The sequence below is a fragment of the Variovorax sp. P4_D9 genome, from assembly GCF_056401695.1.
In genome coordinates this window covers 1-21044 of sequence record NZ_JBFUIU010000076.1, presented here as the reverse complement: position 1 = coordinate 21044, position 21044 = coordinate 1, and the positions used below count along the sequence as shown (strand labels likewise).

The window sequence follows — 21044 nt, the reverse complement described above, 5'->3', positions numbered from 1 at the left end:
GCTGGAATCGGAAGGCGCGGAAGGACGAATCGTCGGGCATCTGCGAACAGTATGCGGAAGGCCAGGCGCTACTCGCAAGGACGTCCACAAGATTCAACGCTTTCCTGCCCACTGAAGTGCGAGGTTTGACCCGCATGATCAACGATTGACGGCGCGCTTGTTGGCGGCGACGAGCTGCGGCATCATTTCTGATCGGATGGCGGCCTGGGCGGTATTCGAGTCGATGACCGATGCGACGATCTGGCGGTCCAGTGCGATGCTCTGGAGCCATGCGTTCATGGCCTGCATCCGCACGTTCTCACGCGCCAGGTCGGTGTCGGACATGCCGAGCAGGCGGAGCTGCCAGTCGGGGTTCATGTAGCGGCGCTGCGTTYCCAGCGCGAGCAGCTCGGCCATCGAGATCCCTTTGCTGGACCAGTTCGGTGCGTTGCTTTGCAGATAGCCCCGGACGAATGCAGCGTCGTCCGACTTGAGCATCTGCTGCAGCATCGGGATTAGCTCAGGCTTGGCCGCGAGCAGATTCGCTTGGGCCTCCTGCGGATACTTCGCCACGCTCATGCGAGCAGCGAACACATTCTCCAAGGCCATGAACTGGCGGCCAGCATCGCTGTTGCGCTGGGCCTTCGTCAGATCTTGCAGTTGCACAGGCTGGTCGAGATTGCGCATCAGCGCGCGCAGCGCCGTTCCGTCGGTGCCAGCCAAGTCGACGGTCAGGCGCTGCTTGAAGCTGTTGCCGTCGGAACCCGTCTGCGGGCCATCGAACAGGGTTGAGGCGCGAATATCGGCGTCCGGATAGCCAGCGGTGTTCGAGGCCGAGAAGCCGGAGTTGGCGCAGGAGTCGGCCCGCATCCCATCCTTGGCGAACGTGGCGCACGCAGCCTTCGCGGACTTCGCAGCCTCGACCTCGGGCAGCCCGGCTGGCGCACGCTTCTCGGCGACGTCGAGCACCTCATTCATGCCTCCAGAGCCACCCGGCGCAGGTTTGAGCCCTCCGCCCCCTCCTCCTCCGCCGGTGGCTGACACCCCGTTCCGACTCGCCGCCGTCACTGATCTTGTCCGTGAGAGTCTGGGTCTGATCTGACAAACCCTGCGAAATGGCCTGGGTGATCGTCTGGGTCGCCTGGTTCACGGTGCCGATCAGAAGGCCGTCGGTGACCGGAATCTGCGCGTGCGCTGCGCCGGCGAAGGCGAAGGCGAACACCGCCAGCATCAGGGCAAAGCGAAGACGGATGAGATTGAGAAGTTGCATGTTCGGTGCGATGCTGCTCGTGTGGTGCTCAGCACTTGCCGCTGATCGTGCAGGCGAGCTGGTCCCAGATGGAGCCCGTCGCCGCATTGGCGGATTGGCTCACGCCTGAAGTAACTCCGCTCGCAAGACTGCCCGTCGCAGAGCCGACAACGCTGCTTCCGATGTTTCCGATCGTGCCGCCGCCCAGGCCGCTGTTGACGCCGCTGTTCAGACCATAGAGGTTCTGGTTCACGCCGCTGTTGATCTGGCCCGTGACATGGCTCGTCGCCTGATTGAGCGCCGAACAGGCGGCGCTGGTGAGCTGGCTTGCAGCCGAGCTCGCCATCTGATCCAGGATGCCCGACGAGCCGCCCGAATGGGCCATCTGCGGGATGGCCCGCGCAATGGCGCCGTTGACCGTGCTTTGACAATTGGCTGCCTGCGAGATTGCGCTCGAAAGGTTCGTGTTGGCCTGGTTCTGACGCTGGATCGCGCGATCCAGCGCGGCCTGGCTCGCCGAGGAAGCCTGACCGCAGTAGTCGACCGCGGCCTGAGCAATGCCGAGGTTACCGAGCGCTAGGCACAGAACCAGGATCAGGTTCCTGGCTTTCGGAAATGCCTTCGATCCGTTCCGACGGCTTTCGATTGATGAATTGCTGCGCATAGTTTTCGACTTCTTGGAAGAGGCTCAGCGCTTGGCGCTGCGCGAAGGTGAGGCGGTCCTCTCCACCCGGCACGAGGGTCTGCGACTGGAGAACGGCGACGATGAGGTCGGTGCAACGGCCAAGGCTGCCCTGCAACCAGGCGGTGCGCAGATCGAGCTTCAGGCCCGCATGGTTCTCGCTCGCCTGCAGGTGATCGACAACCTCGGCGACGCACTGCGCGCCACGAACCGGAGGGACGCCAAGCACGCTCAGGCGGCCGATGGCGGCCGTTACCGAAACGTAGAGGCGAGCCTGGGCGGTCTCGACCGTATCGGCGACGGCGTACCCGTCGAAGCCCACTCGCCCTGCGATCGCTTCGGCGTCCTGGGCGATCGCGCCCAGCTGCAGCGCCAGCGATTCGTTGAAGCCCTTGATCTTGCCCGCACTCATGCCGCCTTCCCAGGCCATGCAGAGCGTGTTTGCGGCCGCATCGGTCGCTTGCGCGCGAAGCCAGTCGGGAATCGAGCCGCTCAGGACGCAGCGTTGGGCGAGCGAAGTGCCGAGTTCGAGCGCCTGGCGGTGCAGGTCGCGCAGCGTCTCGCTACGGACGTGCTCCTCGGCCATAATCCCGGGCCGGGCGGCCACGGCGCCGAGCAGGCGGGTGAGCAGCTTAACGGTCGAGATGTGAACCTTGGTGGAATCGGCAAGGCGCTGCGAGGCAACCGCACCGGAGAAGCCACCCGCCGCCGGCGTCTTGCTGGGTGCGGGAGCGGGGGCCGGAGCACTTGGAGCCGGGGCCGATGCCTGCGCGGGCGCGCGTTTGAAACCTGTCGCCCGAGCCGGTGGCGTTGCCGCAGCAGGAGCAGGCGTACCGGCAGCGAGTGCCGCCGCCGGGACAGGCGTCAGCTTCGATGGGGCCACCGCGCCCATTTGAAACTGGACTGGACGCGCAAAGCCCGCTGGCCGAGGTGCAGGAGCGGCGGTCGGACTGGCAGTGGGCGCTGCCGTCGGCATCTGTTCGTCGTCAGCCATGGGAAACTGCGCCGCGCTCGACGGGGCGCGCGAGCCATCGCCCGGCAATTCCGGCTCGTTCACCGCGGTGCCCGGGCCCTTCGTGAGCAAGCGGCCCGTTTTGAGCTGGTGCTTGAGGAACTTGTTGGCACCGAAGCCCAGCGGCGCGGTACTCGCGGGCGTGGATGTGGTCATGCGGCCATGGCGGTCTGGGGTTGATGGGCATCGGCGCGCGCGGCGAGCGCGGCGGTGTAGGTCTCAAGGGACTGGCGCTCCTGCGCGTAGCCGTCTTCCTTGAAGCGGCTGAATACCGCCATCAGGTCGACGACCTTGTCTTCGTTCCAGCCAAAGATCCGGTCGGCCGCTTGCTGGAAGAGGAGCCCGCGCAGGACGCCGACGTCATCGCCGAGCGGGCGCACTGTCACGTTGAACTCGAACGCCTCCTCGGCTGCAAAAGACTTCGCTCCGACCAGCTCCATGTCGAACTCGCTCTCGATGCCTACGCTCAGTGTGCGTGCGATACGAATCGCCTCCGCCACGACTGCCGGCATGAACGAGAAGTCCGGGGATCCGAACACTTCGGTCGCCCCGTAGGGAACGCCGCTCGCTGTGAACGACACGCCGTTCGTTACGGCGAGATTGGTCAGGAGACGCTCGACGAAAATCATTAGTTAGGCCATCGAGCGGTAGTCGACCTCTTCCTCGGGGCCGAAGTTCAGGTCGCCCTGGCTCATGTGCAACAGGCCCATGGCGAGGCGACCCGTGGTGATCTGTTCGTCGCCGCGAGCGATCTCCGTCTCGGTCTGCGGCAGCGCCACGTCGTTGTCGACGATGATCGAGTCCTGATTGCGGATGCGCTCAATCGCGCCCACGGGATCCATGAGGATTGCTTGCTGGACGGGGCGCCAGTCCATGTCGGGCGCGCAGATGTTGCAGCATTCCTTGAAGGAGAGGACGCCGCCATTGCTCGCGACCCACTCGCGGCTCACCTGGAGTTCTTCCAAGGTGATGTTCCTGCTCAGGTTGCGCTTTGTAGTGCCCACCTGCTGAAGCAGCACCATGTCCTCGATGCTCGAGCGGATCAGGCTGGCGGCCAGCTTGCGCTCGCCCTCGGTCGCGAAGTGATACAGCTCGATATCGTCGAGCACGACGGGGTTGTCCCAACCTTCAGACGGCTTCGTCATGGAGAGCTCCGGCCTATGGCTTCGTAGGGGGAAAGGGGAAGCGCAGGCGCGGAACCTGCGGCAGGGCGAGGCGCGCATGGGGATCGCGCTTCAGCTCGCGCATCAGGCGCGAGTAGGTCTGATCGAAGGCCGCGCCGTCGATCTGGACGGCATGGCACACCGCCGCCTTCGGCTCGCCCCGGACGATGCTCGCTTGGAACAGCGCCCGCAGGTCGTCAGGCAGCTGCTCGACGCGCGCCAGGACCCGTTCGAGCCGACTCGCCGACGCTTGGCTGACAACGGCAGTGCGCATGTGCATTAGCCTCGCGGAGCGTTGCTGGTGTCAGCTTCGTGCGGAGCCTCGGGGGCCTGGCGCAGAGCCGGCACGCTGGCACGCCATTCCGCGCCGGCTTCGATGAGGTCGGTGCGAGCAGGCGCGACGCCGGCCGCGTACGCGGTCAGGACGTTCTTCACCTTCTCGACGGTGACGCCAACGCCAGCCGAAATGCGATCGAGGAGGTTGTTGAGCTGGTTCGCCCGCTCCGGCGACGGGGCGATGCCGTTCATCGTCATCGCCACGCCTCCCAAAAGTGTGGTCATTTGATGTGCCCTTGCTTGATGTGAGAAATTCAGGTTCATAAGTTGTTCTCCATTTACATTGTTTCGTTATTCTTTCACGGACAAATTAATTTTTGTCCTCTTCACTTCCCTGAGGGAACTGTCGGCAAAACGCCACGCGACGAAAACGCTTCGGAGAGCAACCTTTTCACCATTTCCGAAATCTTTTGTTTTAGTAGCTCAGGATTCGCGCGGCCCTCTGCAATGTCCGCGAGCGCGAGTTCCCAGAGGGCCGTCATCGAGACGCTCTTGAGCGACTCCGGCAGCTGGCTCAGAAGATGCGAGCCGAAGTCGGTGATATGCAGCTGGTGCTTCTTGCCCTTCTTGACGCGGCGAAGCAGATCCCGGTCGAGGTGATTCGCGACGATCTTGTCGCGCGTGCGCGATGTGCCAATGCCCTGGACGCGCTTGAGCATCTCGCGCTCCTGGTCGTTGCGGCCGAACTTGTGGGCGGCCATCATGTCGTCCATCAGCTCGTCTTCGGTGTACGGGCTGGGCGGCCCAGTGCGCTTAGCCTCGATCTTGGCGCTGACCGCGTACATGACGGCACCGGTCTGGTAGCCGGCAAACTTGTCTGTGGGGTCGCTCATCCGCGCATCACTTCGCCGCGAACTTCGCCAGGGCCGGTCGCTCCGTCCTCGGACTCGCCACTCGATTCGCTGTCGGCTTCGACTTCCTTCCAGCCCTTGCGGATCTCCTGCTTCTGGCTGGCGCGGAACTCGTCCTGGCCGAACCGGCCGACCAGCGAGTGCTGCTTGTAGACGTAGTCCGGGTAGAACTGGGCCATGAACCGCTTGGCGATCGTGCGGAAGACGGCTTGCTCGTTTCTTCCCACGCTGTTGGTCGGCAGGCCCATCGGCACGATCGCAAAGTGTTCGTCGAGCTTCGCGTCGTTGAAGGCAGCGCCCTTGATCTCCATGTGCGCGCCCTGCGCCTGGCCAGGGAACAGCTTCGCGAGCTGACCCATCACCTTGCGGGCGGCCGCATGCATCGATTCAGGCAGGAACCGGCAGTCGGTACCGACGTACGAGATCGCCTTGGTCTTGTAAAGGTTCTGCGCCGCCTCGGTCACTTCGTCGAGGGTCAAGCCGTGCTGGCGCGCGCCCTCGGCCTGCAGCGCTCCGAGGGAGAACGGAAGCGGTGGCTTCTCGCTGTGCTCCTTGGCGGTCGCCTGGACGCACGTACCTTTCAGGCCGCCGGTGATCGCACGCACGATCTGCTTGGCGACCTGCTCGTCGATGATCCGGCCTTCGTGGTCGAAGCCCGGCGTGCCGGCGGCTTCCTCGCGCTTGTGCCAGCGCATGACGGTGCCGTCGCGCAAGGTGATCACCGGGATGAAATAGTCTGTCGGCTTGAAGTTGGCGATCGCCAGGCGGCGGTTCTCGACCATGGCAAGCACCGGCGTCTGCACGCGGCCAACGCCGACGTTCGATTTCTGCAGGATCGCCTGGTAGGCCATCGAGGGGTTCAGGCCCCACACCCAGTCGAGGTACTGGCGAACGCGCGCTGCCTCGCCGCGCAGGGCCCACTTCGGCGCCCCATTGCGGTCAAAGGGCTTCTTGAGCGTCTCCGCGATGTCCTCGGCGCGGTTGGAGACCAGCTCCACACGAAGCACATTCGGGCCAGCCGGGTCGATCCCGAAATGCTCGAGCAACTCGTCGACGATCAGCTGGCCTTCGCGGTCGGTGTCGCCGGCATTCATGACCTTGACGCCGCGGCGCAAGAACTTCTTGGCCACGATGTACGGACCGAAGGGCTTGCCAGCGCCAGCGCTCTTTCCCTTGGCCCCCTTCTTCTCGTCGGTGCGGGGATGGGTGATCAGTTTGGGGGGCAGTACCGGCAGAAAGTCCTTGTACCGGGCAAATACGCGCTCCTCTTCGAGCTTCGCCATCTCAGGAGTCAGGTACTCGGACACCCGAGCCGTGGACAACAGGTGCCCCGCCAAGGGCAGCACGATGTGCCCGTTGTCCATGACGAAGTAGCCGTCGCGGCTGGCGGTCGACTCGTTCGTGCAGGTGACGCCATAGGCGAGCTTCATGCCCTCGACCAGGTCCCTGGCCGCCGACAGCTTTTCCGAAATCCATACGACCTGTTCACCAGCCATCTTGTACTTTGATCTTCCGCGCTTCCGTTACGTTCACGGTAATAGTACTGCACGAATCAAATATATCGCTGATTTGATCCTACTATGGTGTTGGTTTCGTGCTGATGTGGGTGTGCACAGTTACTGCGAATTCTCCGGACTGACGCGCGGTCAATCACCGCATGTCGTTCACAGGCATCTTTCACGTCGTGGATCAGGCTTAGGCGGGGTAGCCGGGCACGAAGGCCCTTCGCTCGCAAACCCAGGCCCTCGACGGCAGACGGTTCGACGACGTCGTGCTCGAGTGCGGAAAGACGACGGGCGACGCCGACACGCTGATCTCGACATTTCCCCGCACCGCTGGAAGCACGACGGTGGCCTTCGTCGTTGCGGAGCTCGCCCGCCCTATCCAAGGCGGCGATCGACCCCGATGAAATCCGGATGCCGGAGGGGTCTTGCAGGGCGAACTCAGCTTCCCGTCAGGCATGGCGCGCAATCTTGTCCATCAAGAGTAGCGGCCGCGCCGAGATAGCAATTCGCGGAGTCAAGACCAGACTTGGCAGTGCACCTTCGCCACAGGAGGGCTAACATGAGCACACCCACCGACATCGTCCAACAAGCCTACGCGGCTTTCGGGCGCGGGGACATCCCCGCGCTTCTAGAACTGCTGACCGAGGACGTAGATTGGCGCTTCCATGCGAGCGGCGACATTCCCTACGGCGRCACGTACGTCGGCAAGCAGCAGGTGCAGGCCTGGTTCGGCAAGCTGGCCGGCTCGACGGTGATCCAGCAATTCGAGCCGCGCGAGTTTCTCGCCGGGCCAAGCCATGTCACGGTGATCGGCTGGGACCGCTCCAGGCCGCTTCCTGACGGCAAGGTGTACGAGACGGACTGGGTGCACGTCTTCACGCTGAAAGGCGACAAGATCGCCCGCTACATCGGAACCGAGGATACGGCCGCCCGGTCTGCCTGACCGCTTAGCTGTCCCGTCATCACTAGCGCCGGGACTCCTGTGAAGCGGAAATGCGGTCGGTCGCGGGAGGTGGTGCGGGGCGTCGCATGCCGTCGTAGGACCAGAGATGCACTTGCAGCGCGGCCGCACCGCCCACGCCGACGGAAACGCACCTGACGGGAGGCTCGACTGGTTACGACGGATTTGGAACTCGAGCCCGATCTGATTTCGAGAGCCAGGAATCCGCCTTCGCGTGGTCAAGGCGAGGGGACGCTCGCGGGCTGGCGATCTGCAAGACCGCTGCGATTCGAGTTGGCAGCTTGAGCTCGAAAGGAATGCAGATGACCGCAGTCACCACGTCACAGTCCGTCGATTCGAAGAGCACGGATGCGCGAGCGCGTTTGCTCGCGTTGATCAATGCGAACTGGACGACACAGGCGATCTCGGTAGCTACACAGCTGCGTCTGGCTGAATTGCTGTTCGACGGACCGCTGCCGTTGCAGGCCCTGGCGCAGAGCGCGTCCTGCCACACAGCGTCGCTGTTGCGGTTGCTGCGCGCGTTGACGAGCCTCGGCGTGATGTCACAGCATGAGGATGGACGCTTCGCTCTGACTGAGCTCGGGGTGCTGTTGCGGCCCGATGTGCCGGGCTCGCTTGCCGCGTGGGCCGAGTTGTGCGGCACGAGTTCGTGGAAGGCCTGGAGCGAATTGGCCGAGTGCGTCCGCAGTGGAGAAAGCATACGCAAGCGGATCGGGGAAGCCGATATCTTCGACCGCCTACAAGTGGATCGCGACGCTGCGCTCCTGTTCAACCGTGCCATGGTGTCGCTGACCGCTTCTGTCGCATCGGCAGTCGTGAAAGCCGTTGACTTCTCTGGCGCAGAGAGCGTAGTCGACGTGGGCGGCGGAATCGGAGAATTGGTCGCCGCGGTTCTTTCCGCCAACCCCGCGATGCGCGGCGTCCTGTTCGACCTGTCCCACGCGACGGAGACCGCCAATGCGCGGCTTGCAGCGGCCGGAGTGGCGCAGCGCTGCGAGGTCGCGACTGGGAGCTTTTTCGACGGCGTACCGAATGGTGCCGATGTTTACCTGCTGAAAAGCGTCCTGCACGACTGGGACGACGAGCACTGCGCCGTGATTCTTGGCAATTGCCGGCAGGCCATGGGACCTCACGCGAGGCTGCTGGTGATCGAGCGCATGATGCCCGAGTACCTGGCGTGCTCGCCGCACGATCAAGGCATTGCGCGCTCCGATCTCAACATGCTGATAGAGACCGGGGGTTGTGAGCGCACGCAAGAGCAGTTCCGGGCGATGCTGCAGGCGACTGGTCTGCGCTCCACAGGATTGGTTCCACTGAGCGATGGGTACAGCGTCGACGAAGCCGTGCCGGAATAGCGGGGTGCCAAGAGCTACAAGGCGCGGGCGGAACTTCTGCTTTGGTCCAACGGATTGAAAAGACTGAATGTCGCCTTGGGGCCCACAACGGCTGTTCGCCCGTGCTCGTTAGCCGCCGCTCGCCCTCCCTCGGCCTCAGTCCGCCGATCTCATCCTCGTGGCACCTCGCCGGCCCGCAGCTGATTGCCAGGAGATTGGCGCGGCTTCGATCGCGCCGGCACAATTGTTTGCTGCGGCCGGCCTTTTCGACTTTTCTTCAGGCGTGTCAGGACGCGCCCGGCGTAGCCCCGGAGGGCTCAATGACGATCCGCCGCTTGCTCGTGATGATCTCGCCAATGCCCGGATCCACGCTGATGAGCTTCTCCCCGCTCGGAAAGCTGTCGCCCACCGCGACGCGGCGGCCGCTCTTGAAGGTCACGCCGCCCGCCTGGACTTCCGACAGACCGGCCTCGTCCTTGGTGACGCGCTCTGTCGGTCCATTCGTTCCAGCGGAGAGCACGGGGGCTGCCAGTCGAACCGGCGGATCCCTGCGCACCGGGGCATCGATCATGGGCTTGGCACGAGCAGCTGCAGCGCGCGCTTCGGCCTGCTCACGCTCGCGGTCCTTCTTCTGCTGCGCCTCCTGCGCGGCCTTGGCGAGCTTCTGCTCACGCTCGAGCTTGGCTTGGCGCTCCACCTTGGCGTTGCGATCAGCCTCAGCTGCAGCTTGTGCGGCTTTTCGAGCTTCGGCGGCCTTCTTCTCAGCTTCGCTCGGACCGATGGAGGCAACGGCTGCGGCTGGCTTCGGTTTCGCAGCAGGCGGCGCGGACGCCACGACGGGAGCTGCCTGAGACTGAGCGAGAGYTGCCTCGGCTGGAGCGGTGACTTTAGCGACCGAGGACGACGCCACTTCCTGCGCAATGACCGGTGTTGGCGTTGGCGCCGGGTCTGGCGTCTTTGCGTGCGGCGCAGCGATCGACCGCGAATCCGCAGCGCGCGGCGGCTCCTCCAGAGAGGCCAGCGTCTCGACGTCGGCGCCGGGCTCTACGCGCCTGGTCAGCTTTTCGACCTGCTCCAGGCGCGCAGCGTCGTCCTTGGCGGCCTGAAGCTGTTTCCAGAGCGGCACGCCGGCGGCAATGACGCCCGTCGTGGTCCCGAGGAGGAACGCGGAGGCGAGCCACGCCCAGGCCGTGAACCGCACTCGGTTTACAACGCTCACAACGCTCTTCGCCATTTCAGCCAGCTCCCGTGCCCAGCATCGACTTGATGACGCTTGAGTTCAATTTGGCACCGAGCGGGATGTTGAATAGCGGCGCACGGATCACCGCATGAATGTCCGCGCCGTCGCCGACCTGGAGGTCCTCGCTCGCGATGAGCAGGGCGCTGTCCTTGGCCGCTTTGGCTGGGTCGCCCACCTTGCCGGCCACCGCGATCCGCTCGGCCGTCAGACGCCCCGTGAACTGAGCCCCGGGGGCGATGATGACCGTCCCCTTCTTGCATTCGAGCGTCCCGCGGAAGATCCCGTACACGACCACGCCGCAGTCGAGCTTGAGAGTGCCTTCGAAGACGGCCTTTGGAGGGATCACCATTCCGATTCCGTGCTCCTCGATGGAGAGCCGCAGGGTTGAGACGGCTTGCTCCGCGTCGGGATGAGCAGAGGCATGGGCGCTGAGGGACGAAGTGTTCATGGTGGGTCAGTTGGCGTCTTCGCGCACAAGCACGCTGGCCGTCGGCGTCCGGTAGATCCGGCGCACAGGGTCTGTTTGAAGAAGGAGCTCGCCGTTGGGCAAGGGCTTGCCGAGCTGGACGCGCAACGGGCGAGCCGCGGCACCCTCCAGTGCGATGGTCACGCCTTCGGCGTCAACGCGGACCACCTTCCAGGCGGGAAGCGTGGATGTCCTGCGCTGCTCGATAGCTGACGAGCCGAGGTGGATCTGAAACAGCGACCCGAAGGTGAAAGCGGCGACCGTGCAGGCCACAGCGAGCATCACGACCGTTCGCATGCGAATGCGCGATGCCACGGAGTTCGCATTGAGGGCCGCCGCATCTGCGGATACAGGGCCGAACCTGATCCATGGAACGCCCATTGCCGTGCTGACAGGCCCCGCGAAGCCGGGCAACTCGATCACGTCCGAGCGGAGCAGCGCACGGGTCCAGTCGACCGAGGTCACAGCCTGGCCGCGCGATGGAAGGCGCGCGCCGTCGCTGCGAGCAACGGCAGGTGCGGAGGTCCGAGTTTCCGTCTTCAAAGCATTCCCCAGAATCGTTGCGCACAAGGCATGAAGCGCTCAGAGCTCTATTTTTTCATTTGTTGCATAGTATTTATGCGGTTAATAATATCACCACCCTATTCAATCCAGAAACCCGCAAGGCGTTGTTCCAAAGCATGAGTTCACGGAAGAATCGAACGCGAGCTAGCCGCCCCTCAGGCGATCAGGCCGAACTCACCGCCCTGCTCCAGCAGCCGACACCTCAGCCTGCCGCGCCCACCGTCGCGACCTTTACGCTTGACCAGAATTTGCGTCAAGCCCCGCCCTTCAGGGCGGGAAAGAAAGCAGGTAATTCGCCTCGCGACCTTGCGCGTGGAGCTGGCGCTTGCCCATACTGTTCGTAGATGTCCRTCGATTCGTCCCTGCAGGCTCGCCGCAAGCGCGGCGAGAAGTACGCAGGCTACGCGAGCATGTGCGGTTGGCTCACGGCCTGGCGCAACGCGGCAGAGACGTCATGGTTGCGGGAAGGCCCGGTGCATCCACAGCAGTGCAGCACGCCTCAGCAGGAATCCTCGTCCTTCAGCGCGGGGAGGATGTCAAGGTCATGACCCTCTCCCGCGTGCAGACGGTCGCCTGCCCCGTTGCATCCAACCTTGCCTGGATCGTCGGAGCGGCGCTTCGTGAGATCCCCAGCGCCCCGCATGCGCCCCTCGAGCCGGCGACCGATGCGATCGCCTGATCCGTACGTCCACACCGAGTGTTTGGCAGCTCCGGTGCCCCCAGATTCCGTCACCAGGCGCGCGGCGCTTCGGGGCCTCGGCGGCCTGGGGCTCGGCTCGATCCTCCTGCTCCAGCAGCCCGGCGTCGCATTCGCCCAGGCCAGTGCAGCGGCCGCGGGTGCATTGCCCCCTGCTGCGCAGCGCGACGAGTTCTGGACCCGTGATCGCACCGTGTGGGTCCGGCGCACTTCCACAGGCGAAGTCATCAAGAGCACGTATTGGCGCCAAGGGCAGCTGGTCCAAAGCGAATACGAGCGCCTCTGCTGGTTCGCAAGAGACACGACCCTCGAACGCCTCCTGCGCGAGAACAGCCCCCACATTCGTAGAGCCCTCGACTCGGGCCAGTTCACCAGGGAGCAGGTCTCCCAGTGGACCCTCATGAACCCGATCATTCTCGACGTGCACTACGCAATCACGAGCTGGCTCGGCTGGTTCAACATGGCGCGGCCCATCGAGTGGACGAGTGCCTTAAGGCATCCCATCACGAACGCGATCACGGAAGGCTCGGCCCGCGACAGTTGGCACATGCGCGGCGGCGCAGTGGACGCCCGCATCCCTGGCGTCCCGATCGAGCAGTTCGGACGCTTCGCGCAGTGGCTCGGCGCCGGCGGCGTCGGGGTCTACGTGACCAAGTCCTTTACCCACATCGATTCGGGCCGCGTGCGGATCTGGCGCTCGTGAATCAACGCGGATGGAGCGAATCAACCCAAACCCGCCACGTGCGGCGGGCGCTGTTCCTTGTCGTCGACGGCGTGCTCACCAGCTCGGCATTCGCAGATCGCGTTGGGGCATCCCAAGGATTTGAGCCCGAGCGAGGTACTGAAGTTTGACCAGTTCGCGGTCGGCCTGGTGCGTCGGCTCTGCAACGTCGGCCACGTCGGCCACGTCGGCCACGTCGGCCACGTCGGCCACGTCGGAATCCTAGGCTCCTGGGCCCAGGTAGCCGGGTGGCGCAGGCCGGTACTATTACCTTTTTCCGCAGATTCTGTTGCTGGCGCAATGCTGGGGCCCTACCATTCCGGGCAAATGAAGACGCCTCCCCGTACCTTTTCGTCAATCGGACTGCTTCGCGGCAGATGGGGTGTGCTGGGTGCGGGCTTACTAGGCGCAGCCGTGGTCTTTGCCTCATCTCAGGCCGGCTCGTCGGCGGATGAGCCGCTCTCTCTGAAGGGGTTTACGCCTGGCCAGGCTATGGCCGCTTGCCCTTCAAAGTGGAACAAATACCGCAATGATTTTGGCTTCGAGTGCGTCCAGCAAGGCGGCAAGCTGGCCTCCCGGCCGGTCCAGGCTACCTTCCTTCGCGTGCAGGAAGGCAAGCTCCTAAGCATCTGGATCGACATGAAGAACCCGGGCGACTGGGTGCATGTCCAAAGTGCCCTCGCGGAGAAGTATGGGCCGCCGCCGGTCGATCACGGGGCAAGCCACGCCTGGATCTCTTCCGATGCGCAGCTGTCTGTGGGCAAATCCGGGGGCGTCCTGCTGCTCGGATCCTGGAAGGCGCAGCAGCACACGACCGAGGGCACGGTGGATCTCTGAGGAGCCATCTCTGGCGTCCCTCCCCTTCCTTTGCTGACCGCTGCCTGCGGGGTGACCTCGGTTGGTGCCTTGGCGGGTGCGGACCAGGTTGTGGGCGTAAGCGGCCAGCCGTGGGCAACGACGATGGCGCGGCCCCAAGCTGCCTCAAAAGCTGGGTGCGTCCGACTCCGGTGGCTTTGAGCCGAGTGCCTTTTCCTCCTTCAAGAATATCTCCCCGATGTAGGCATCGAAGCGCGCCCCGACGAGCCTCGCGTCTCGTGCGGGAGCGTATCCGGCCTCAGGGCTGCCAACGTTGGGTGGGTCAAGCGAGGGGTTGTGGGGCTGACACGCGGAGGCTGCAATCCCCAGCCCCACGAACGCTATTGCGTGAAGTATCCTGAGAGGGCTCATGGCAAGTTCCTCGGTGCGCAAGGTCGTCTAAAGCGAACTTCCTCTTGAGACCACTTTCGCGCTGAACTCAGGATATGCCATTGCGCTCACCCCCGCATCATCCGAACAGATGACTCGTTCGAGGCCAAAGTAACGCGTCGAGCATGCCTATGGCGCGGCGCTCTACGACGTCGCCCATCGCACGTGCCAGCAGCACCTGGCACAGGCCCATAAGATGGACGTTCCAGTCGCCGTCGCGGCGGACACGGTGGAGCGCACCGATCCGCTGAGGAACGAACGTGTCGTCCTGTATTCGCATTGACGGGACGCAAGCTCCAGCCTGCCGACCAGGTGGCAACGCCCGTACCTCCGGCAGCCGCGACACCATCGGCACCAACCGCCCTGAAGACGCACCTGAGCTCCGCGTTCGACAAGCTGAGTGTTCGCAGCCGCACTGAGGCCGTCGCCATGGCCGAACGCCGTGGACTTCTCCGTCACTCGGAAGCGACGACCGAGGCACCGGTCCCGAGGGCACATCTGCCGGTGGGAGCAACGGGTCTGCTCGAGGGCGAGCCGCGGGAGCCCAGCCGCAGACCCGCGCGCAGGGACCTCGCCGCGGGCTGCGCGGCGTAGCTGGTTCAGGCTTGACGTCAGGGCAGGGCATGACGATCGCTCCACAACACATTCGATCTCGCGCGCGGCGCTACCGCGCGGCTGCCGCCGCAATACAAGGTGCGTCGCCCGCGCTGCTACCCGGCCTGCCGGTCGTCAAGCTGGGCGACCCGGTCAACCTCCGTGCGGGCGAATGGTTGCTTGCGATCGGCTCGCTGTTCAGCCTGGATCACACCGTCACCGTCGGCATCGTCGGCACGATGGGTCACGGCGCGATTTCCGCGCGGCATAGCCGGCCCTGCGGCTCGGTCCTCGGTGCGGCACACGCTCGCCTCCTTCGACAGAGGCGCTTGAGCCGAGACCGGCCGAATGTGTCGCAGGTCGTCCCGATGAGGCCTTGTTGATGAACCTTCCGTTCTTTTCCGCCGCGCGGCGTGCGTTGCGGTTGGTCGCGGACCCGCAGCACCACGCGGCGTCGCGCCCGGCCGTCCCGGCCGCCGGGGGTGATTCAGTGGTTGCTGCGCTGTGCCTTTGCGTGCTCGGAGAGCGCAAGGATGGAGTGGTGAGGCATTGGCCTCCGCAGTCGTTGGACGAGTTGATGCGATCCGTGTCCGGCATGCCTCGCGGCAGGGCGGACGGCACGTGACTTCTGCAACAGGGACTTGCCGCCGTGGACGACCTTGCGATGGTTGAGACGGGAGTGCGCTTTCGTGAGCTCGATCGCCGCCGGCAGCAGCGCACCTTCTCCCAGCTCGAGTCCGGGCTGGGCGGCCTGTCGCGGTGTCACGCGCGCGACTTCATCGATGCATTCCTCACGCTGGCCGCGCAGGCATACTTGCGCGATGCGCTGGAGCCGAGACCTTGGTAGGGTGCCTCGAGGAACCGTCACCCATTGCCATTGCTGCCGCACCCGGCAGGAGCTGACGAGCATTCGGCCCGGAGCAACGTCCGAGGCACGGGGACCCTGATGCAGAGTCGTGAAAGAGACGCTCGATGCGTGTCCCGCGCCAGACTCCTGTCACTCCAACTGCTGCTGGAGAGGCGCAACGAGATTCGAGGTCTGTGCGAACGTCATGGTGCTTGACGGTGGCGGAGAATCCTTGAAGCAGAGGCGCATCGACCAGAAAATGCCATGCCCTCAGGGTACGGTGCGCGACCGCGCCGCCTGCCCCGCCCAGTCCTCGATCTCGCCCAGCAGCGGGCCCAGGGCGACATCGAAGGCTTGTACCGCGCCCTCGGCATCGGCCGTGGTCACGGGCGCGCTGGCCGTGAACCGGCGCTGCGCGGCGATGGTCCGGCGTGCCGGATCGCTCAGCACAGCGGTGAGGACGATCCGCGCCCGGCCCGGGCTGGTCGACACGTCGTGGTAGATCTCCTCGAGGTGGGAGCTCAGCACGAACGTGCCCGACACGCCCGCGGTGGCAGGCGCAACGGCCGCGAAGGCGCCGCCGCGGTCGAGGCGCTCCATGAGCAACGCGCCGAGCCGGCGGCTGGGCGGCTCCGTCCAGCTGTTGAGCTGGTAGTAGGCACGCGTGCCGGGCGAGCGGCTGTACACGATGGCCTGCGCCTCGTAGAAGCCTTCGGCCGTCGTCGGTTCGACCAGGAGCGTGGGCGCCGCAACCGGGCGCGTGGCGGGAGCGGCCGAAGCGGCCGGGACGGCATCGAGAAGGTGGTAGCTCCGAGGCTGGTGCGCTCCCGTTCCGCACGCGGTCGTCGCGACGACCGCGATGATGGCGGCCGACATGGCAAATCGGTGGGTCTTCATGGCTGGCTTTCTCCGGGTCCGAGGCTCGCAGGGGAGGGGCCGAGCAGGAGGGCGCGCGGATCGCCGAGCTTCATCGATGTGGTGCCCAGTGCCTCCGCGGCCGAGCGAAGCCGCTGGCTCGTGATGCGCAGCTCGAGATCGGCGTCGCTGAGGAAGTTCTCGGTGCGGCCGGACAGTCGCGACACGTCCCCGCTCAGCTGCCGCACCGCCGCGGTCGCCGTGCCGAGATCTGCGCCGGCCTGCGCGCCCAGCGCGTCGTAGCGGTCGGCCAGGCGATGGAAGTCGCCCGTGGCCAGCTTCATCGATCCCTGCAAGGCACTCGCGGCACGGTCGGCGGACGCCAGCGTGGTCTCCATGCGTTCGGCCACCGTGCCGGCCTTGCGCGAGGCGACTCGCACGTTCTCCAGCGTCTCCGCGAGAGCGGCTTCGTTGGCCGGCGACAGCGTCGCGCTGATGCGGCTCATCGTCTCATCGGCGCGCTGCGCGAGCTGGCTAATCGTCTCGGAGAACTGCTGGAGCTGCGACTCGCCCTCGGGGATCTGCGCATGCGCTTCGGTCAGCAGTGGGCTGTCCTCCTGCAGGGTGACGAGCCGGATGGTCGCGATGCCCGTGACGAGATTGCGGTCGACGACGGCCCGCGTGCTCTTGCGCACGGGTGCCGTCGCGTCCACGTCGATGTTGACTTCGACCGCGCCGGGCTGCTGCTTCGAGAAGGCCAACCCGGCGACGCTGCCCACGCGGATGCCTTTCAGGGCGACTTCGCTATTGGCCTCCAGGCCATCGAGCGACTGGCGCGTGAAGGTGAGCGTGTAGTGGCGCACCTCCTTGGCGTTGCCCGAGGCCAACCACCATCCGAGCGTCGCCACAATGACGGCCGTCAGGATCAGCACGCCTGCGCCCACCACCGAATATCTCGCCTCGGGTTCCATCACGCGCCTTTCTCGGGGTGCGGCTTGCGGGCCGAAAAGTACTCGCGGATCCACGGGTGGTCCTCCTGGATGACCGACTCGATCGGGCCGTCGGCGATCACGCGCCCGCCGGCCAGCGCGATGGCTCGATCGACGATGGTGAGCAGCGTGTCCAGGTCGTGGGTGACCATGAACACCGTGAGGCCGAGACTGTCGGTGAGCGCGCGGATGAGGCGGTCGAACGCACGCGCGCTGATGGGGTCCAGCCCCGAAGTCGGCTCGTCGAGGAACAGGATCTCGGGCTCCAGGGCCAGCGCACGGGCCAGTGCGACCCGCTTGCGCATGCCGCCGGATAGCTGCGCGGGGCTCTTCCTGGAGGTATCGAGCGCCAGTCCGACGAGCGACAGCTTGAGCCCGACGAGCGACGCGATGATCGTGTCGTCGAGCCCGGCATGCTCGCGCAGCGGCACGGCGATGTTCTCGGCCACGGTGAGCGACGAGAAGAGGGCGCCATCCTGGAACAGCATGCCGAAGCGGCGCCGCAGGCCGTTCATCGCGCCGGCGTCGGCGCGCCACACGTCGACGTCAAGCATTCGTATGCTGCCCGCGGTGGGTCGCTGCAGGCCGATGATCTCCTTGAGCAGCACCGACTTGCCCGTGCCGCTGCCGCCGATGAGGGCGACGAGCTGACCACGACCGACCGAGAATGCCAGGCCGTCGTGGATGGCATCGGCGCCGAAGCGCGTCACGATGGAATCGACCTCCAGCACTGGTTCCATTCAGAGCCCCAGATGCTGCAGGCTGACCGCGAACATCGCGTCGATGACGATGACCCAGACAATGGTCTGCACGACGGTGGACGTGGTGTGGGTGCCGACACTGGTCGAGTCGCGCGTCACCGACAGTCCCATGCGACAGGCGATGAGGGCGATGAACGCTGCGAAGACCGGGGCCTTGGCCAGCCCGATCACGACCGCGCTGTGCGGCAGCACGGCATGCAGGCGATGCGCGAACGCGGTGGCCGGGATGTCGAGTTGCCACTGGGCGATGAGCATGCCGCCCACGATCCCGGCCAGGTCGCCGATGAAGATGAGCAGCGGCAAGCCGATCACGGTCGCCACCAGGCGCGGGATGACCAGCACCTGGATGGGCGACAAGCCCAGCGTGCGCATGGCATCGGTTTCCTCCTGCACCTTCATGGCGCCGAGTTGCGCGGTGAAGGCGGCGCCCGAGCGGCCGGCGACGATCACCGCGACGAGCAGAGGTGCCAGCTCGCGGCAGATCGCCAGGCCGACTCCGTCGACGACGAAGATCGTCGCCCCGTAGCGCCGTGCCTGCGCACCGAGCAGGTAGGCGAAAACCACGCCGACGAGCAAGGTCATCAGCACGATGATCGGGATGGCGTCCAGCGCAACGATCTCGAACTGCGCGATGGTCGATCGCAGGCGAAACCTCGCGGGCGCACGCAGCACCGCCATGCATTCGGTGACGACGATGCCGACGAAACGCGTGTGCTCCAGCAGATGACTCCAGGTGCGCAGCGCGGCCGTGCCGAGCCGCTGCAGCACCCCCACGTGCCGCGATGGTGCGGCCGCCGGGGGTACCGCCATGCGCTCGTGGACGAGCGCGAGCAGGCGGGCATGGCGCGCCTGAACCTCACGCATGCTGACCGTGGCCCGCGTGTAGCCGGCAGCCCCGAGGCGGCTGAGCAGCAGGAAGACGGTGGCCGTGTCCAGCGTCTCCAGGCGGCTGCCGTCCAGCACGCAGGGCCGGTCCTGGACCAGGGGCAGCGCCCGGATCTCCGCGGCCACCGCCGGCAGGTTGGGCAGACGCCATGCGCCCTGCAGGTAGAGCACGGTCGCGCCGCCTTCGCGCGCGGCCTCGATCCAGCGCTGCGGGGCCGCCGCCTCAATGCGCATAGTCGAATGGCGGCAACGCCTTGATCGCCGCCTTCGTGGCCCCCGGCAGAAGGAAGCGCCCCTCGCGCTCGGTGAGCTGCTCGACCGGGACGGCCACGGGGTGGCGGTTCATGCCCACGAAGCCACCGGCGCTGATGATGACGAAGGAGACCGCGGTGTCGCGCGCGACGATGAGGTCAACGATCTTGCCGACCTCCGCGCTGTCCTCGTTGTAGACCGGCTTGCCGAGGATCTGGCGTTTGGCGCTCCAGCCCGAGGCGACCACCTCGAGCGCCGCGACCCCGAGCGTGGTGGAGCCCGCGACTTGCGCGCGCGCGCCTGCGGCGGCCAAGGTAGTCAGTGCGACGAGAGCGATAACGAACGAGCGCTTCATGGAGTGTTTCCTTGAGTGGAGTGATGAGTGATGGCGTAGTCTGGTCGCGAGGCCCGGATCCGGCATCGGCCATGCAGCCGCATGCGTCCTATTCCATTGGGACGACGCAGGCGCTCGCGCGATCACCGCAGTAGCCACGGGCAGCCCATATGGCTGGGGGGCGACGCGCATGCAGCGTCGAAAGGCTCGGTTGTGATGCACCGAAGCGAAGTCACAGTGCGCACCGCCGGTCCAGACCGCATGCATCTTGAAGCCGCCGAGGCCGGGCCAGTGACCTGACCGCGCACCGACCTATTCGACAAACGCGCGCTCGATAACATATTGCCCTTGAACGCTCATGCTGCCTTCGCACTGGCCATGCCGATCCAGAAGGGTACGCGTGTCACGCAGCATCGGTGGGCTGCCGCACAGCATGAATCTGTCATCGACGGATGGCAACGCGGACAGATCGAGATCGTGGGAAAGCTGACCGTTTTCCAGCAGAGCGGGAATCCGACCGCGGTGTTGGAACGCCTCTCGCGTGACTGTTGGGTAGTACAACAGTTTCTCGGTCACCTGGCGACCCAGCCATTCATTTTGCGGTAGCTCTCGCGTAATGTAGCTGTTGTATGCAAGCTCTCGCGCTTGTCGGCAACCGTGCACGAGCACGATCTTCTCGTATTGCTCGTAGACATCCGGATCGCGGACCACACTCATGAACGGCGCCAGGCCGGTACCAGTGGCCAGCAAATACAGCCGGCGGCCTGGCAGCAGGTTCTGCGTTAGCAAGCTTCCCGAGGCTCTTCGCCCAACCAGAACCGTGTCGCCTGCCTGCACGTTCTGCAAGCGCGATGTCAACGCACCACCGGGCACCTTGATACTCAGGAATTCCAGCGTTTCCTGGTAGTGCGGACTGACCATGCTGTAGGCGCGCAACAGCGGTCTGCCGTCGACCATGAGCCCGATCATGGTGAACTGGCCGCTCTGGAAACGAAATCCGGGGTCGCGTGTGGTCGTGAACGAGAATAGCCGGTCCGTCCAGTGGTGAACCGCCAAGACTTGGGCCACAAACAGGTCGTTCATCGCCCGGTCTCCAGCGCAGCTCTCGCAGCCGCGAGCGATTTGTGGGATTTTTCGTGGCGGACGTCGGCGAGACTGGTCAGGTAGTTCATGGCGCTATACGTTGTCGTGAATCGAGGCTGGATTCGAAGTTCGCTGCGGCGATGCTATGAATCGAGTTGCCGCAAATGAAGTGAGCGCCGCGTGACTCACGGTTAGCTTGAGCAGGGAATTCGTCTCGTTCTTCGATCCTCAATCCAGATCAACTCACTCTGCCGAATGAGAGAGATCGGCATGTGTCGTACGCGTGATGGTGGAAGCGCCGTGAACGCAAAGAATGCGGGAGATCCCAGCTGATCGTTGGCCCGAGCCCTCGTGCCGGCGCCGATGCGAAACGAAAGGAGGAACGAGTGCACCAGATCGTTGTGCCAACGCCGTCAGAAGTCCGTGCGGAGCTTGAGCG

General features: G+C 65.2%; 28 protein-coding genes. 6 read left to right on the top strand and 22 right to left on the bottom strand.

All coding sequences use genetic code 11. The features are described 5' to 3' along the window. Positions 1–138: 138 nt before the first annotated feature. From AC1DY5_RS11290 to AC1DY5_RS11245, 10 genes are all read right to left on the bottom strand, one after another. Complete coding sequence (locus AC1DY5_RS11290; RefSeq protein ID WP_478111374.1) at positions 139–948, bottom strand: hypothetical protein; 810 nt, start codon at positions 946–948, stop codon at positions 139–141. Between the two features lies 1 nt (position 949). Beyond that, on the bottom strand, positions 950–1249 hold the full coding sequence (locus AC1DY5_RS11285) for a hypothetical protein (RefSeq protein WP_478111373.1): 300 nt from the start codon (positions 1247–1249) through the stop codon (positions 950–952). 28 nt (positions 1250–1277) lie between these two features. Next, positions 1278–1892: a hypothetical protein gene (locus tag AC1DY5_RS11280; RefSeq protein ID WP_478111372.1), complete on the bottom strand. Its 615-nt coding sequence runs from the start codon at positions 1890–1892 to the stop codon at positions 1278–1280. Beyond that, a complete protein-coding gene (locus AC1DY5_RS11275) occupies positions 1795–3078 on the bottom strand; it encodes a hypothetical protein (RefSeq protein ID WP_478111371.1) in 1284 nt (427 codons plus the stop codon). The genes AC1DY5_RS11280 and AC1DY5_RS11275 overlap by 98 nt, the downstream gene beginning before the upstream one ends. Then, positions 3075–3551 (bottom strand): hypothetical protein, encoded by a 477-nt coding sequence (locus tag AC1DY5_RS11270; RefSeq protein ID WP_478111370.1) that lies wholly within the window; start codon positions 3549–3551, stop codon positions 3075–3077. Before AC1DY5_RS11270 ends, AC1DY5_RS11275 begins: the two co-directional genes overlap by 4 nt. 3 nt (positions 3552–3554) lie before the next feature. Continuing rightward, positions 3555–4067, bottom strand: a complete 513-nt coding sequence (locus AC1DY5_RS11265) for a hypothetical protein (RefSeq protein ID WP_478111369.1) — start codon at positions 4065–4067, stop codon at positions 3555–3557. 13 nt (positions 4068–4080) lie between these two features. Next, the gene (locus AC1DY5_RS11260; protein WP_478111368.1) at positions 4081–4359 is read right to left on the bottom strand and encodes a hypothetical protein; all 279 of its coding nucleotides are present in this window, start codon (positions 4357–4359) and stop codon (positions 4081–4083) included. Positions 4360–4364: 5 nt separating this feature from the next. Then, positions 4365–4685, bottom strand: a complete 321-nt coding sequence (locus AC1DY5_RS11255; protein WP_478111367.1) for a hypothetical protein — start codon at positions 4683–4685, stop codon at positions 4365–4367. A gap of 62 nt (positions 4686–4747) precedes the next feature. Continuing rightward, positions 4748–5254, bottom strand: coding sequence for a DNA topoisomerase (locus AC1DY5_RS11250; RefSeq protein WP_478111366.1), 507 nt, complete (start codon positions 5252–5254; stop codon positions 4748–4750). Continuing rightward, complete coding sequence (locus tag AC1DY5_RS11245) at positions 5251–6768, bottom strand: DNA topoisomerase (RefSeq protein ID WP_478111365.1); 1518 nt, start codon at positions 6766–6768, stop codon at positions 5251–5253. The genes AC1DY5_RS11250 and AC1DY5_RS11245 overlap by 4 nt, the downstream gene beginning before the upstream one ends. A gap of 568 nt (positions 6769–7336) precedes the next feature. Here AC1DY5_RS11245 and AC1DY5_RS11240 point away from each other — a divergent pair. Together AC1DY5_RS11240 and AC1DY5_RS11235 are read left to right on the top strand one after the other, a co-directional pair. Beyond that, a complete protein-coding gene (locus AC1DY5_RS11240; protein ID WP_478111364.1) occupies positions 7337–7720 on the top strand; it encodes a nuclear transport factor 2 family protein in 384 nt (127 codons plus the stop codon). 320 nt (positions 7721–8040) lie between these two features. After that, positions 8041–9093 (top strand): methyltransferase, encoded by a 1053-nt coding sequence (locus AC1DY5_RS11235; RefSeq protein WP_478111363.1) that lies wholly within the window; start codon positions 8041–8043, stop codon positions 9091–9093. 265 nt (positions 9094–9358) lie between these two features. Here AC1DY5_RS11235 and AC1DY5_RS11230 read toward each other — a convergent pair whose 3' ends face one another. Genes AC1DY5_RS11230 through AC1DY5_RS11220 form a run of 3 tightly spaced genes read right to left on the bottom strand, consistent with a single transcriptional unit; the run spans position 9359 to position 11321 of the window. Beyond that, entirely contained in the window at positions 9359–10306 is a 948-nt protein-coding gene (locus tag AC1DY5_RS11230; RefSeq protein WP_478111362.1) for a hypothetical protein, read from the bottom strand. Position 10307: 1 nt separating this feature from the next. Next, on the bottom strand, positions 10308–10760 hold the full coding sequence (locus AC1DY5_RS11225) for a bactofilin family protein (protein WP_478111361.1): 453 nt from the start codon (positions 10758–10760) through the stop codon (positions 10308–10310). Between the two features lie 6 nt (positions 10761–10766). Beyond that, positions 10767–11321 carry a hypothetical protein gene (locus AC1DY5_RS11220; RefSeq protein ID WP_478111360.1) on the bottom strand — a complete coding sequence of 185 codons (555 nt, stop codon included), beginning with the start codon at positions 11319–11321 and terminating at the stop codon, positions 10767–10769. A 565-nt stretch (positions 11322–11886) separates the two neighbouring features. Here AC1DY5_RS11220 and AC1DY5_RS11215 point away from each other — a divergent pair. Both AC1DY5_RS11215 and AC1DY5_RS11210 read left to right on the top strand, forming a co-directional pair. Next, on the top strand, positions 11887–12021 hold the full coding sequence (locus AC1DY5_RS11215) for a hypothetical protein (protein ID WP_478111359.1): 135 nt from the start codon (positions 11887–11889) through the stop codon (positions 12019–12021). 34 nt (positions 12022–12055) lie between these two features. Then, positions 12056–12742: a YcbK family protein gene (locus tag AC1DY5_RS11210; protein ID WP_478111358.1), complete on the top strand. Its 687-nt coding sequence runs from the start codon at positions 12056–12058 to the stop codon at positions 12740–12742. Positions 12743–12817: 75 nt separating this feature from the next. Here AC1DY5_RS11210 and AC1DY5_RS11205 read toward each other — a convergent pair whose 3' ends face one another. Continuing rightward, the gene (locus tag AC1DY5_RS11205; RefSeq protein WP_478111357.1) at positions 12818–12973 is read right to left on the bottom strand and encodes a hypothetical protein; all 156 of its coding nucleotides are present in this window, start codon (positions 12971–12973) and stop codon (positions 12818–12820) included. A 114-nt stretch (positions 12974–13087) separates the two neighbouring features. On the opposite strand from AC1DY5_RS11205, the gene AC1DY5_RS11200 reads away from it, so the two are divergent. After that, complete coding sequence (locus AC1DY5_RS11200) at positions 13088–13597, top strand: hypothetical protein (protein ID WP_478111356.1); 510 nt, start codon at positions 13088–13090, stop codon at positions 13595–13597. A 144-nt stretch (positions 13598–13741) separates the two neighbouring features. On the opposite strand, the gene AC1DY5_RS11195 is transcribed toward AC1DY5_RS11200, so the two are convergent. Together AC1DY5_RS11195 and AC1DY5_RS11190 are read right to left on the bottom strand one after the other, a co-directional pair. Then, positions 13742–14008 carry a hypothetical protein gene (locus tag AC1DY5_RS11195; RefSeq protein ID WP_478111355.1) on the bottom strand — a complete coding sequence of 89 codons (267 nt, stop codon included), beginning with the start codon at positions 14006–14008 and terminating at the stop codon, positions 13742–13744. 707 nt (positions 14009–14715) lie between these two features. Next, positions 14716–14847 carry a hypothetical protein gene (locus tag AC1DY5_RS11190; RefSeq protein ID WP_478111354.1) on the bottom strand — a complete coding sequence of 44 codons (132 nt, stop codon included), beginning with the start codon at positions 14845–14847 and terminating at the stop codon, positions 14716–14718. A 401-nt stretch (positions 14848–15248) separates the two neighbouring features. On the opposite strand from AC1DY5_RS11190, the gene AC1DY5_RS11185 reads away from it, so the two are divergent. After that, on the top strand, positions 15249–15446 hold the full coding sequence (locus AC1DY5_RS11185; protein WP_478111353.1) for a hypothetical protein: 198 nt from the start codon (positions 15249–15251) through the stop codon (positions 15444–15446). A gap of 270 nt (positions 15447–15716) precedes the next feature. Here the strand turns inward: AC1DY5_RS11185 and AC1DY5_RS11180 are convergent, their stop codons facing one another. From AC1DY5_RS11180 to AC1DY5_RS11155, 6 genes are all read right to left on the bottom strand, one after another. Then, positions 15717–16343 (bottom strand): ABC-type transport auxiliary lipoprotein family protein, encoded by a 627-nt coding sequence (locus tag AC1DY5_RS11180; RefSeq protein ID WP_478111352.1) that lies wholly within the window; start codon positions 16341–16343, stop codon positions 15717–15719. After that, positions 16340–17272 (bottom strand): MlaD family protein, encoded by a 933-nt coding sequence (locus AC1DY5_RS11175; RefSeq protein ID WP_478111351.1) that lies wholly within the window; start codon positions 17270–17272, stop codon positions 16340–16342. The genes AC1DY5_RS11180 and AC1DY5_RS11175 overlap by 4 nt, the downstream gene beginning before the upstream one ends. After that, positions 17272–18030: an ABC transporter ATP-binding protein gene (locus AC1DY5_RS11170; RefSeq protein WP_478111350.1), complete on the bottom strand. Its 759-nt coding sequence runs from the start codon at positions 18028–18030 to the stop codon at positions 17272–17274. The genes AC1DY5_RS11175 and AC1DY5_RS11170 overlap by 1 nt, the downstream gene beginning before the upstream one ends. After that, positions 18031–19170, bottom strand: coding sequence for an MlaE family ABC transporter permease (locus AC1DY5_RS11165; protein ID WP_478111349.1), 1140 nt, complete (start codon positions 19168–19170; stop codon positions 18031–18033). Next, positions 19160–19543: a PRC-barrel domain-containing protein gene (locus AC1DY5_RS11160; protein ID WP_478111348.1), complete on the bottom strand. Its 384-nt coding sequence runs from the start codon at positions 19541–19543 to the stop codon at positions 19160–19162. Before AC1DY5_RS11160 ends, AC1DY5_RS11165 begins: the two co-directional genes overlap by 11 nt. A gap of 291 nt (positions 19544–19834) precedes the next feature. Continuing rightward, positions 19835–20605: a ferredoxin--NADP reductase gene (locus AC1DY5_RS11155; RefSeq protein ID WP_478111347.1), complete on the bottom strand. Its 771-nt coding sequence runs from the start codon at positions 20603–20605 to the stop codon at positions 19835–19837. Between the last annotated feature and the right edge of the window lie 439 nt (positions 20606–21044).